Here is a 13,699-nt window from a genome sequence, read left to right as displayed (position 1 = left end):
ATCAAACCATAAACTGAAACAAATCCGGCTGATCATTCAAATATTCGTAAACCACCCGGTTCGCATCCATTCGCTCGATTAATGGTGCGAAATCTTCGCGGTTTTTGAGTTCGATGCCTACTAATGCTGGGCCTTGCTCACGGTTTGTTTTCTTTACGTATTCGAAACGGGCAATGTCGTCATTTGGCCCGAGGACATTCAGGAATTCGCGGAAGGCGCCGGATCGTTGGGGGAAGCGGATGATGAAGTAATGTTTTAAGCCTTCGTAAAGTAACGAGCGCTCTTTGATTTCTTCGGTTCTGGTAATGTCATTATTGCCTCCACTTATCAATGCGACGACATTTTTGCCTTTAATTTCATCTTTTATTAAATCCAATGCAGCAACTGTAAGCGCTCCGGCTGGTTCTGCAACAATCGCTTCTTCGTTGTAAAGTTGTAAGATTGATGAGCAAACTTTGCCTTCCGGAACGAGGATTACTTTGTCTAGGCTCTTGCTGCAAATTTCAAAAGTGATTTCACCAGCTCTGCGAACAGCCGCTCCATCGACAAACTTATCAATGCGCTCCAATGTGACGACATGCCCATCTTTTATTGCCTGATACATCGTCGGCGAACCTTCGGGCTCAACTCCTATCAGTTTTGTTCTGGGTGAAAGTTGTTTAAAAACGGTTGAAATGCCCGACGCCAAACCTCCGCCGCCAATGGCCATTAACAAATAGTCAATCTTGAAATCAGCATCTTTGAAAATCTCCAAACCCACGGTTCCCTGACCTTCAATCACTTGCAAATCATCAAATGGATGCACAAAAACAGCTTTTGTAACAGTTTGATATTCTTTCGACGCATAATACGCATCGTCATAAGTGTCTCCGACCAAATGAATCTCAATCCATTCTTTTCCAAATAATCTAACCTGCTTGATCTTCTGCGCTGGCGTGGTGGTCGGCATGAAAATGGCTCCCTTCACCTGCATTTTCCAGCATGCATACGCTACTCCCTGCGCGTGGTTTCCCGCACTCGCACATACAATGCCGCATGCAAGCGCCTCTGCAGACAGGCTAGCCATTTTGTTGTAAGCGCCGCGAATTTTGTAAGAGCGAACGGTTTGCAAATCTTCCCTTTTCAGATAAATATTGGCCTGATATTGCTCTGAAAGATGTGCATTATAAAAAATCGGTGTGTGGTTAATAATGCCTCTAAGCCTTTCGGCTGCAAGGAAGATATTGTCTAATGTCGGAGCGGAGTGAACTGTATCCATTGCTGTGAATGAAAAAAGCCTTGCATGCTGCAAAGCTTCTATATTTTTCTTTTTTCAATTTTCAAACATTGCCGGGGGCTTAAGCCCCCGGCAATGTTTGAAAATTGAAAAATTATTTAATTATTTTCCGGGCGCAAGCTGCGAACAGTTTTGCCGGCTTTCCACATTTCTGATTCGCGAAGCTCAGCCAATTCTTCTTCCAGTTTCACGCGGTAATCCGATTGTGAGTTACGTGTGATGGAGATTCTAGCTTGCTCGCCGCTTTTTACAGAATTATAAAGTTGCTCGAAAACAGGCTTGGTAGCGTCACGGAAAGGTTTCCACCAGTCCAATGCACCGCGTTGTGCTGTTGTAGAGCAGTTTGCGTACATCCAGTCCATGCCGTTTTCAGCAACCAGCGGCATCAATGATTGCGTCAATTCTTCCACTGTTTCATTGAATGCTTCTGATGGCGAGTGTCCGTTTGAGCGAAGCACTTCGTATTGAGCTGCGAAAATTCCCTGGATAGCACCCATCAATGTTCCGCGCTCACCTGTAAGGTCAGATGTAACTTCACGGTAGAAATCAGTTTCGAACAAATATCCTGAACCAACACCGATTCCCATTGCGATACATTTCTCACGTGCTTTGCCCGTTGCATCCTGGAATATTGCAAAAGAAGAGTTCAAGCCCTTTCCTTCTACGAACAAACGACGAAGTGAAGTTCCTGATCCTTTTGGCGCAACCAAATACACGTCTACATCAGCAGGAGGAATAATTCCAGTTTGATCTTTATAAGTTACGCCGAAACCGTGTGAGAAATACAATGATTTTCCAGCAGTAAGGTTAGCCTTAACAGTCGGCCATAATTCAATTTGAGCGGCGTCGGAAAGCAGGTAACAAATGATTGTTCCTTTTGCCAATGCTTCTTCCAATTCGAAAAGTGTTTCGCCAGGAACCCATCCGTCTGCAACGGCTTTGTCCCACGATTTACCTCCTTTGCGTTGGCCAACGATCACATTGAATCCGTTGTCGCGCATGTTCAAGCTTTGGCCCGGGCCTTGTACGCCGTAACCAATTACAGCTATGGTTTCGTTAGAAAGTACTTCACGTGCCTTTTCAAGAGGAAATTCTTCACGGGTTACTACTTCTTCTTCGAGCCCGCCGAAATTTAATTTTGCCATTGATTATTGATTGGATTATTGATTACTCGATTTAAAAACAATATTAGGTAAAGTTGCCCGACTACTGATAATACTCCCACTCAGCCTCAGGAAGATAATCCACCAGCGTTTGAGGAGACTTGCTTACCGCAACACGTCCGGATCTTACGAATTCCAGGATCTCGTGTGGTTTGATATAGTCGAAAAACTCAAAAATTTCTTCTTCCGTGCCCGTCTTCTGAATGATCACATAAGTCAGGTGCCAGTAAACGACCCATGCTTTGTATGTTTTGTTAATGGTCTCAATGTCAAGCGGTTTTGCGCCGATTGGTGTTGAGATTTTAAACAATGCGATCTCATTGTAAGCGATGTCGTCATTGAGATAACCAAAAACAGCCAGCACTTCAATCACTTTACGGATCTGGCGGACGAGTTTTTCAACTGCATCGCGCGACTCATGGCGGATGACGATCGTAAACCTTGAAATGCCTTTGCGTTCCGTTTCAGAAACCGTAAGACTATCAATGTTAATGCGTCTGCGTGTCAGAATGGTGGTAATCTTGTTCAGAATACCAATCGTATTTTCTGTAAAAACACAAATGGTGTATGTTGTCATGATCAATTAATGTCTATATTATTCCAATCTGATATCTGCCACGCAAGCTCCCGTTGGAACCATTGGGAACACATTTTCTTCTTTCTCTACCAGGACTTCCAATAAATAAGGCTTGTCGGATGCCAGCATTTTGTCGAGCGAATCATTCAGGTTTTCCCTCGCGCTGCAAGTGTGACCGTCTATTCCAAAACCTTTCGCAATGGTGATAAAATCCGGATTTTGCAGCTCAACAAATGAATAGCGCTTCTGATGGAAAAGCTGTTGCCACTGGCGCACCATTCCGAGGAAATTGTTATTCAAAATAATGATCTTAACCGGCAAACCGCTCTGTGCAATGGTCCCCAATTCCTGGATGGTCATTTGGAAACAACCATCACCAATGATCGCAACAACCTCACGATCCGGCGCTCCCACTTTTGCACCGAATGATGCGGGCAATGCAAAGCCCATCGTTCCCAATCCACCGGAAGTAATGAAGGAGTTCGGTTTTTTAAACTGATAGTAACGCGCAGTCATCATTTGATGCTGACCCACATCCGCTACGATCACCGCTTCGCCTCTTGTTTTATTCGAAAGCGTCCGGATCACCTCAGCCATTTTGATCTTTTCCGTAGTCGGAGCAAGTTCGGGCTGTGTAATCTTTTGATCTTCAATCGCATCGTATCGCTTAAATTCCTCGCGCCATGCTTCATGATTATTTTCTTTCACCAACGGAAGCAGCATTTCAAGCGCTCTTTTAGCGTCGCCCACAACAGGTGCGTCCGCTTTTACGATCTTGTCAATTTCAGCAGGATCAATTTCAATATGAACAACCTTCGCCTGCTTGGCATAACGGCTCAAATCACCTGTAACACGGTCGTCGAAACGCATTCCTATCGCGATAATGACGTCGCATTGATTGGTCAAAACATTGGTTCCGTAATTTCCATGCATGCCCAGCCAGCCCACATAATTCGGGTGGTCAACGGAAACAGACGAAAGTCCGAGCAATGTTGAAGCAGCCGGAATGCCTGTTTTTTCAAGAAATTGAATTAATTCAGCTTCGGCATTCGCAATCTGCACTCCATGTCCAAAGAATACAAAAGGACGTTTTGCATTGTTGATCAACTTGGCAGCCGCAGCAACTTGCTCTTCTTTCGGAGACAGACGCGGATGATAACTGATCAGCTTCTCACATTTTTTGTGAACAAAAGGCCTCGTCATCAATTTCTGCTGCGCATCCTTGGTAATGTCGATCAAAACCGGTCCAGGACGACCGGATTTTGCTATATAAAATGCTTTTGCAATGATCTCAGGAACTTCGTCCGCATTGGTAATCTGGTAATTCCATTTTGTAATTGGAATCGTTACGCCCATCACATCTGTTTCCTGGAAAGCATCCGTTCCCAGCAAATGAGAAGCCACTTGACCCACAATGCAAACCATTGGTGTTGAGTCAATTATCGCGTCAGCAATCCCGGTTACCAGGTTCGTTGCTCCAGGCCCGGATGTAACCAGACAAACGCCAACTTCACCCGTAATGCGTGCAAAACCTTCCGCAGCGTGTGCCGCGCCTTGCTCGTGACGCACCAGAATGTGGTTAACCTGATCCTGATAATCATAAATCGCGTCATAAACCGGCATAATCGCCCCACCCGGATATCCAAAAATGGTCTCGACGCCCTCTGCGATCAGCGACTGGATCACCGCATGTGAACCATTGATCAATTCCGGCTTGACTATCGCGGCCACCGGCTCAACAGCTTGCATTGTCTGTGTTTGATTTTCATTAAATCCCATGACTCCTCTATTTATTTAGTCGGGTGAATTTTATGCTTATTACGCTTCGTCCGTTACGCAGCCTTCGCTGGCGGATTTTACGGTTCTGATGTATCTTCCCAGCATTCCTTTTGTGAAAAGTGGCGCGGGTTGCACCCATTGTGCTTTTCGGGCTGCCATTTCCTCGTCGGTAATGTGCAATGTTAACTGGCGTGTGTTGGCATCGATGGAAATGCGGTCACCGTCTTTAACCAATGCAATTGGTCCGCCGTCGAATGCTTCGGGCGTAATGTGACCTACTACAAAGCCGTGCGTTCCGCCTGAGAAACGGCCGTCGGTGATGAGTGCGATCTTATCTCCTAGTCCTGCGCCCATTACTGCTGACGTTGGTTTTAACATTTCCGACATGCCTGGACCGCCTTTTGGACCTGCATTACGGATTACAACCACGTGACCTGCTTTAATCTCACCCTTTGAAAGCATGTTAATGATCTGCGACTCATGCTCGCAAACCTTTGCTTCGCCATCGAAAGTCATCCCTTCTTTTCCAGTGATTTTCGCAACCGCGCCATTTGGCGTAAGGTTACCATACATGATCTGAATGTGACCGCTTGATTTAATGGCTTGCTCCAATGGGAATACCATTTTTTGTGTATCAAAATTAAGATCAGGCGCTTCCGCAAGGTTTTCGGCAACCGTTTTACCTGTTACCGTAATGCAATCTCCGTGGATCAAGCCTTTGGAATACAAATATTTAGTAATGGCAGGAACCCCGCCGATTTCCAGAATATCTTCCATGTAATATTTACCACTCGGTTTCAAATCCGCGATAAAGGGTGTACGATCTGAAATAGCCTGAATGTCATCCAATGTTAACGAAAGACCTGCTGAACGCGCAATCGCCAGGAAGTGCAATGCTGCATTGGTAGAACCACCGAGCGCCATAACCACGGTTAATGCATTTTCAAGCGATTTTTTAGTGATAATTTCCTTCGGTGTGATATTCAGTTCCAAAAGCTTTTTCATCGCAGCGCCGATTTTCTTACATTCATCCTGCTTGCCTTCATGCGTAGCCGGGTAAGAACTGCTGAATGGCAAACTCATTCCCATTGCCTCGATGGAAGCCGCCATCGTGTTTGCTGTATACATGCCACCGCAAGCGCCCTGACCAGGAATTGAATTTTGAATAACTCCCTTGAAATCTTCGTCTGAAATGTTGTTGGCAAACTTCTTTCCCAGCGCCTCAAATGCCGAAACGATATCGAGTTTTTGTCCTTTATAATGTCCAGAACGGATTGTTCCGCCATAAACCATAATTGCAGGGCGATCCAACCGCGCCATCGCCATCACGGCACCCGGCATATTTTTATCACAACCCACAACCGCAATTACACCGTCATACCATTGTGCAGAAACCACGGTTTCAATTGAATCGGCAATGATATCACGGCTTGGCAACGAGTAACGCATCCCGTCATTTCCATTGGTCATCCCGTCGGAAACGCCGATTGTGTTGAAGATCAAACCAACCATATCATTGGCAGTTACACCTTGTTTCACGTAAACGGAAAGCCCGTTCAAGTGCATATTACAAGGATTTCCTTCATAACCTGTGCTGGCAATCCCGATTTGCGGTTTTGAAAAATCCTCTTCTTTCAACCCAATGCCATAAAGCATCGCCTGCGCGGCCGGATTGGTAACTTCTTGTGTAAGGGTTTTCGAAAATCTGTTAAGTTCTGTCGACATGGTGAATATGTTGTAAATAAAAACACCTCATTCAGTGCGGTGAGTGAGGTGCCAGGTTATATGCAATCGTCCTCACTCACGCTAATGCGTGACTAGAAGTAGAACTGGGACGATTAAAATGAATTTCATTAGCGTAAAATTATTGGTTAGCGAAATTTCGCTGATTTCATATTGGCGATACAAATTAGAAGGGTATCTTTTTATTTTCCAAACATTCGCGCGATTTTTTGCAGACATTCTAAGATTAATACCAAATTAAACTTTGCTAATTGATGATTTGACGAAAATATTTAATTTTGACCATTCCAAAATCCAATCTTATGCTAACCACTGAGTCGTCTTCCAATTACCAGGATCTTGAAAAAATGAGTGTTCAGGATATTTTGTTTTCCATAAATAAGGAAGATAAAACTGTCCCGAATGCTGTCGAAAAATCCATCCCACAAATAGAAGCGCTTGTGTCGCAGATTGTTCCACGGATGCAGAAAGGCGGGCGGTTGTTTTACATCGGGGCAGGCACGAGCGGGCGGTTGGGCGTTGTGGATGCATCAGAATGCCCACCTACATTCGGCGTTCCGTTTGATCTGGTGGTTGGGATCATTGCCGGCGGTGACACAGCGATCAGAAAAGCTGTGGAAAATGCAGAAGACGACTGGAACCAGGCATGGGTTGATCTGGCACCTTATGAACCTAACGAAAACGACACATTAATAGGCATAGCAGCCTCGGGTCGCACGCCTTACGTGATCGGCGGATTGAATGAAGCACAAAAAGCAGGTTTGCTGACCGGTTGCGTGGTTTGCAATGATGGCTCCCCGGTTGCGAAAGCCGCAGAGTTTCCCGTGGAAGTGGTCGTAGGACCCGAATTTTTAACAGGAAGCACGAGAATGAAGTCCGGAACTGCTCAGAAACTAGTCCTTAATATGATCTCAACGGCTGTAATGATCCGTTTAGGCAAGGTGAAGGGCAACAAAATGATCGATATGCAGCTTACCAATGAAAAACTGGTGAATCGTGCGCAACAAATGATCATTGATGAGCTCAATGTGGATGCGGCAGAAGCTGAAAAATTATTGAATCAATATGGAAGCGTTCGCGGCGCTATTGAATCCGTGCAGAAATAAAAGCTAGATTTTCAAAACAATTTTCCCAAACTGCTGGCCCGAATCCATCAGACGCAATGCTTTTTCAGCTTCGTCAAGTGGAAAAACGGTGTCGATGATGGGCATAATCTGTTTTTCTTCAACAAATTTGATCATTTCCTGAAACTCGGACTCGGTGCCCATTGTGGTTCCGAGAATGTTGAGCTGCTTGAAGAATACTTTGGCTGGAACAACGTCGGTAATGTTGCCGGTTCCTCCGCCGTAGAAGCAAATTCTGGCACCGGGAGCTGCAATGTCAGTTAACTTGGCGAATCCCGCGCCGCCCGCACTATCAATGATCACATCGAAATAGCCTAATTTCGGCCCGCGCGCTTTGACTAGCAAGTCACGAAACCAGGTTGGATTTTTATAGTTCACCCCTCCTTTGGCACCCATTTCAACAGCTTTTTGAATTTTCTGATCCGACCCGGAAGTAACCCAAACTTCCGCACCGGCTGCAATCGCAAATTGGATCACAAATAATGCGACGCCTCCGCCTGCACCGGTTACCAAAACTTTGTCGCCTGGCTGCCATTTCGCACGGGTATGCAATGCGCGCCATGCGGTTAATGCACCAAGCGGCAATGTGGCAGCCTGTTCGAATGAGAGATATGCTGGCTTTTGAACCAGATAACGGGCCTCTACTTTGACAAATTCTGCAAAAGTCCCGTTATCCGGCAAGCCTAATATTTTATGTTCTTCTCCGTAAAAAGCAGGATTATCACCCCAATTTTGAGAAGGATTAATGATCACTTCCTTGTCCAGCCACGCGGAATCCACTCCCTCACCAATTTCACTTACAATCCCGGCCCCGTCGGAACCGGGAATGATCGGCGTAGTAATTTTCGGGTAAAGTCCTTTTTGTATCCAGACGTCCCGGTGATTTAATGAAGCCGCTTTCAGCTGAACAACCACTTCACCGGGACCGGCTTGTGGCTTTTTAACTTCTTCTATTACCAATGGCTCATGAAGATTTTTTATAAAAGCAGCTTTCATTAATCGGGATTTAAATGTCAGAATAATCGGTCGGCGTAAGGAAAAAACTTGTGTTTTTCGATACATTGTTCTGATACTCAGGATTTACTTTCAATTTATTCCATTCTGCATCTGCACTGAATGCTTTCCAATGTTCGTCGCGGGACGCTTTGTTTTCAAAAGTAGTCATGTACATTAAATTCGGCTGGTGACTACCGGCAATTACTTCTGCGTAAAAAACCGCGTTGAAGCCAAGTCGCTCGAAAAGAGGAACTTCGCCGCCATCATTGAACATTTTCACTTTGTTTTGATAGATCTTTTCTGTGTGGCCTTCGTAGCTGCGCAATTCATAGACACGTTCCGATTTTGGTCCGGTTAATGCTGGCTTTTTGTGCATCGGCATGCCTGTAAATGCTTGTAAAACAATCGTTTCGTAGCGAGCATAAGGAGCATTTTTGTATTCTGCATCAATGTAATCTTTACCCGCAGAAGCGTAAGCTGCATCTTTCGCAAGCGTTTTTGGCATGTCGAGCAATTGTTCCAATGATTTCAAAGGCGTGAAAACGTAGATTAATTTGCCGGCTGCTGCTGTATCGGAAGCCACGGGTTTAAAAACCCCCACATTCTTGATTCCTGCGCGGTGCATGGCCGGAATGTAGGCGTCTTTTAAATAATTCTCTACCCTCGTTGCCTGATCAGCCGTTTTCACTTGGTAGATTTTAATTTCGTAAAATTCTCTCTTCGGGGGAGCTGCAACCGCGGCAAAGGCCACTGTTAGGAATAGCAGAAGTAAAGTCTGGATCTTGAAGCGTTGACTCATGAAACTTTAAATATTAAAATAGGTGATTGTTGTAAAAGAAAAAGACAGCGGTTCTTTTGCTCTACCCTAAATACCCGATAAGATTTATGTTTCTTGAAAACTAGAATTTGGGACAGGAGAGCTGCTTTTTGCTGCTCTTGCTCCGTCTCGGTTTGGATTCGATCGGATCAAAAACGTAGGAAAGCGATATTTCATGCGCACCGCCGCTGCTGGCACCTAATGTAGAAATGGTAAGGTCGTAGCTGTAACCGATTGAAAACTTGTCCTGGCGATAACCGGCAAGGAATACGAGCGATTCGTGGTTGTTAATGTTCTGTTCGTATTTTTTGAATGGAATGCCTCTGTACCAAGCGCCCAAAACCAATGGTTCGATAGTTGCATATAACCCCGCATCGAACTGATCGTATTTGCCTTGTTTTTTATACATAATGGCAGGCGAGATCGTCTTTTCCTTGTCAATTTCATCACCAAGGAATGTATAACCAGCAAAAGGAATTCTTAAACCCGCCTGAAAACTGGTCTTGACGGGCAATCTTGCTTCCGAAACGGATGAAAAAGCCTGATTAGGGCGATTCAAATGATGCGCCGAGAGTCCGGCCCAATACCAATCCGAATAAAGCATTAATCCCGAACCGAAGTCGGCATAATTCACATTCGGCCCGCCTTGTGCAAACGGATCTCCCGAAGGCTGTCCCGTAAGTCCGCCATTATTATATTGGTCGCCGAATGTTAGTCCAAAATAATCCAGCTTCCGCGAAACAAATCCGCCCTGGATTCCCAAACGGAGTGAAGTAACATCATTCAACTGGATTTGGTAAGAATATTGAAGTGCGATGTCTGTTGATTTAAGGTTACCCAAACCCTGGCTGTCCATCGTCACGAGCACCCCAAGTCCGCTATTATAATTGGGTAAAAAAACGTCTGCACCAATGGAAGTCGTTACAAAGTTTGCTGATAATGATGGCCATTGGTTCCTGTAATTAATCGTCGCACGTGGCGCGAGCGCACCACCGGCCAAAGCAGGGTTCAGATATAACGGATTCGCATAAAATTGAGAAAACTGCGGATCCTGGCTCCAACCTTTCAGGCAAAGCAGTGTCAGTACAAAAAGGAGAAGTAAACGCTTTGTCATATATATTTCTTATTGCCGCAATTTGTATCAGCGGCAGGAAAACAAGCTCGAAAAAAATACAAAATTAAATTCACAAAATATCATCAAATTGCGTATTAATATTCAAATTAGAGTGCTTTTTACGACATTACCGCACAAAATTTTAACATTTTATTTTCGTTAGTATTGTCAGGTAATCCGAATATTAAGTGTGGTGCGTGGGGGTGTTTGAACAAGTAACGAAACATGGGGCGATTTTATAATAAGTATCAACAAATTTTTTATTCATTCATTCTGATACTGCTTGCCACAATGTGCGCGAATGCGCAGGATTTTGTGGTGGAAGGTCAATGTATGCAGAATCCTGATTGCGAAGCCGACTCGACTACATTCAGGGATACGCTCAGCACGGCCATTGCGTGGCAATGGAGTTTTGGAGAAGGTGCCGCAACGGACACACGACGCATTGCCCAACATTCTTACATGGCGCCTGGCTCTTACACAGTTACACTGGTCAGAACATTGAGAGGCGGGACTCAACAAACCGTTAATAAGGTTGTCCAAATCGGTGAATTGCCTCCTGCTTTTCAGCAATGGAAAACGGACACAACGATTTGCCCCGGAGATACATTAATTCTCGATCCTTATCCGAATGGCGCTCCGGACGGGGCAAAATATGTCTGGTATCCGAAAGGCGACACGACACAGACGTTGAATGTCGATAGTTCAGGCTGTTATTCTGTGGAAGTGATTCTGCCCAATGGCTGTAAAATCCAGGACCGGATCAATGTGAAAATTTGTATGGAACCGGCCAATCAGGAAGGAGCGAAATGGTATTTTGGGGGAAATGCAGGTCTTGATTTCTCCAATAATCCGCCCACGCCCATCACCGATGGTAAATTAAATACACCGGAAGGAACCTCATCCATAGCCAATTCCAAAGGTCAGCTCCTCTTCTATTCCGATGGTATAACGGTCTGGAACAAGAATGGGGACGTCATGCCCTGTTTTCAGCCGGGGAATTGCGCTCCGCTGAAAGGAAGCCCGAATTCCACCCAATCCGTTCTCATTGTGCCGCAGCCCACTTGCAAGGGCTGTGAATATTTGTTCAATGTGTTTACGACCTCAGATATCAATGGTGAAAAACTGTTAACCGTAAGCGTCGTGGATATGCGCAGGAATAATGGCCTGGGTGCGATCATTGAAACAAACACAACATTACAACAGCCCACGACCGAACGTATAGTGTCGGCACGTAATGACCGCGACAGCACTTACTGGGTTATTTCTCACGACTACGGAACCAACAAATTCCGCATTTTCCATGCTACAACGGGTGGATTAGTAGAATCAAGTGCTCCTGAACTGGGAATGAAGCATGACAGCTTAGGAAAAGCCGAAGGTTATATGAAATTTTCGTCACCCGATAGTGCCACCGGTCAGCGCAGACTAGCTGTTATCATCCCCGGACCTCCCAAAAATTACGTTGAATTATTCAGTTTCAATGATTCAACCGGCACATTAACCTATGATAAAACCGTGGATCTGGGAGCCGCGCCGCCCACAGCTTATGGAATTGAATTTTCACCCAGCGGGGAAAAAATGTACATTTCATTTTCGGGGGAAAACGGCACCAGTTCCTATTTAAAGCAATACGATCTCACATTACCCGATAGTTTGCTGACGGAAACGGCCATAACCATTGACAGTTCTGCTAATCGAAAATTCGGGGCATTGCAATTTGGTCCCGATGGAAGGATTTATATGGCCATTGAAGGCAGCGAATATCTGGCCGTCATAGGCGAGCCGGAAGGAAATTCGCTTACGGGAGTTGAGTATGAGCGTGATGGTGTGAATCTGGGGGGTAAGAAAAGTGAGTTAGGTTTGCCTAATATGGTTCAGGATTTCACACAGGAGTCATCCGGCCCTGGTTTTGAGGCAAGTGGTTTTTGTACCAATGAACCTACAACATTTGAAGCCAGCCCGATTTGCGACCCGATTGAGGACACTTATCAATGGGATTTCTTGGGAGACGGTAGCTTTACAGCGCCATCCAAAGAGCAAAAAGCCACTTACACGTATACGCAACCGGGAACATATATGGTTCGTATGCGCGCAACCAATAAATGCAAAGACACAATTATTATTAACGAAGTTGTAATTTTTGAAACGCCTCCTCCGATCAATCTAGGAGCCGACAAGGACACTTGCGGTGCTTTTGTTCCTTTGGATATGGGGGTTCAGGCTGAGGTTTATGCATGGATTCACCGTGGAAGGGTCGTGGGTCGTCAGAAAACTTACAATGCGACAGCCACTGGACGCTATATTGCTGTTGCATTCAATGGCCCACAAGGCGAATGTTTCTCTGCCGACACCATTGAAATTACATTACGCCGTCCACCCGCATTCTCAATCGGGCCGGACACAACACTGTGCCGTGACAGTTCAATCGTTTTAACCGTTCAAAGCGACCGATGGATTGAGTTCGATTGGAGCACTGGCGAAGACACAAGAGACATTACAGTAGGCCAGCCAGGATCTTATTTTGTGATCGTGAAAGACCGCAATGACTGCTACAATTCAGATACAATTCAAGTGGGCGAGCGGCCTTCACCGATTTTGAATCTATTGCCTGAATATGCGATATGCATCCCCGACGGACAATCCGTTATCCTGGACGCTAACGGACAAGGCGTCCAATCGTACGAATGGCCGCATTCCGGCGACACGACGCGGACCGTGACGGTTGGCACGGAAGGAACTTACACGGTGATCGCTATTAATAAAGAGGGTTGCGTGGCGCAGCAAACGACCGAAGTGGTCGACCGGTGTGAGCCGCGGTTCTTCATTCCGGATGCATTTACGCCCGACGGCGAAGGTCACAATGAGCAGCTGGACATTTTCGGAGCCTATTATACTAATTTCTCAATCCGGATCTACAACCGCTGGGGTGAAGTAATTTATGCTTCCACGAACATTGAGGACCGTTGGAATGGAACATATAAAGGGCAGAAAGTCCAGCCCGGAGCTTATCCCTACGTAATCTCTTACGAGGCCCTTTACTACCCCGAACGTGCCCCGACAGTGAAGCGCGGTTCGGTTATGATCATCCGGTAAGCTTCTTTTTGCAG

10 protein-coding genes are annotated in these 13,699 nt (G+C 45.6%); 2 read left to right on the top strand and 8 right to left on the bottom strand.

What is annotated here, in order from left to right; genetic code table 11:
• Nucleotide 1: 1 nt before the first annotated feature.
• The 5 genes from ilvA to ilvD form a co-directional block, all read right to left on the bottom strand.
• Nucleotides 2-1,258 (bottom strand): threonine ammonia-lyase, encoded by a 1,257-nt coding sequence (ilvA, locus tag MUK70_RS24165; protein ID WP_234658439.1) that lies wholly within the window; start codon nucleotides 1,256-1,258, stop codon nucleotides 2-4.
• A gap of 116 nt (nucleotides 1,259-1,374) precedes the next feature.
• Complete coding sequence (gene ilvC, locus MUK70_RS24160) at nucleotides 1,375-2,421, bottom strand: ketol-acid reductoisomerase (protein WP_234658440.1); 1,047 nt, start codon at nucleotides 2,419-2,421, stop codon at nucleotides 1,375-1,377.
• Between the two features lie 61 nt (nucleotides 2,422-2,482).
• The gene (ilvN, locus tag MUK70_RS24155; protein ID WP_026631940.1) at nucleotides 2,483-3,016 is read right to left on the bottom strand and encodes an acetolactate synthase small subunit; all 534 of its coding nucleotides are present in this window, start codon (nucleotides 3,014-3,016) and stop codon (nucleotides 2,483-2,485) included.
• 18 nt (nucleotides 3,017-3,034) lie between these two features.
• Nucleotides 3,035-4,765, bottom strand: coding sequence for a biosynthetic-type acetolactate synthase large subunit (ilvB, locus tag MUK70_RS24150; protein ID WP_234658441.1), 1,731 nt, complete (start codon nucleotides 4,763-4,765; stop codon nucleotides 3,035-3,037).
• A gap of 69 nt (nucleotides 4,766-4,834) precedes the next feature.
• Entirely contained in the window at nucleotides 4,835-6,520 is a 1,686-nt protein-coding gene (ilvD, locus tag MUK70_RS24145; protein WP_234658442.1) for a dihydroxy-acid dehydratase, read from the bottom strand.
• 320 nt (nucleotides 6,521-6,840) lie between these two features.
• On the opposite strand from ilvD, the gene murQ reads away from it, so the two are divergent.
• Nucleotides 6,841-7,644 (top strand): N-acetylmuramic acid 6-phosphate etherase, encoded by an 804-nt coding sequence (gene murQ / locus MUK70_RS24140; RefSeq protein WP_234658443.1) that lies wholly within the window; start codon nucleotides 6,841-6,843, stop codon nucleotides 7,642-7,644.
• Nucleotides 7,645-7,647: 3 nt separating this feature from the next.
• On the opposite strand, the gene MUK70_RS24135 is transcribed toward murQ, so the two are convergent.
• The 3 genes from MUK70_RS24135 to MUK70_RS24125 all read right to left on the bottom strand — a co-directional run bounded on the left by MUK70_RS24135 (nucleotide 7,648) and on the right by MUK70_RS24125 (nucleotide 10,589).
• Entirely contained in the window at nucleotides 7,648-8,658 is a 1,011-nt protein-coding gene (locus tag MUK70_RS24135; RefSeq protein ID WP_234605960.1) for a zinc-binding dehydrogenase, read from the bottom strand.
• Nucleotides 8,659-8,668: 10 nt separating this feature from the next.
• Nucleotides 8,669-9,457: an NIPSNAP family protein gene (locus tag MUK70_RS24130; protein WP_234658444.1), complete on the bottom strand. Its 789-nt coding sequence runs from the start codon at nucleotides 9,455-9,457 to the stop codon at nucleotides 8,669-8,671.
• Nucleotides 9,458-9,557: 100 nt separating this feature from the next.
• Nucleotides 9,558-10,589 (bottom strand): PorP/SprF family type IX secretion system membrane protein, encoded by a 1,032-nt coding sequence (locus MUK70_RS24125; protein WP_234658445.1) that lies wholly within the window; start codon nucleotides 10,587-10,589, stop codon nucleotides 9,558-9,560.
• 225 nt (nucleotides 10,590-10,814) lie between these two features.
• Here MUK70_RS24125 and MUK70_RS24120 point away from each other — a divergent pair, with 225 nt between their 5' ends.
• Nucleotides 10,815-13,685: a T9SS type B sorting domain-containing protein gene (locus MUK70_RS24120; protein ID WP_234658446.1), complete on the top strand. Its 2,871-nt coding sequence runs from the start codon at nucleotides 10,815-10,817 to the stop codon at nucleotides 13,683-13,685.
• Nucleotides 13,686-13,699 lie beyond the last annotated feature (14 nt).

Source organism: Dyadobacter chenwenxiniae (genome assembly GCF_022869785.1).
In the GTDB taxonomy this organism is placed as follows: Bacteria; Bacteroidota; Bacteroidia; order Cytophagales; family Spirosomataceae; genus Dyadobacter; species Dyadobacter chenwenxiniae.
Note: the sequence above shows the minus strand (reverse complement) of the source record. Positions and strands in the feature narration are given on the sequence as shown.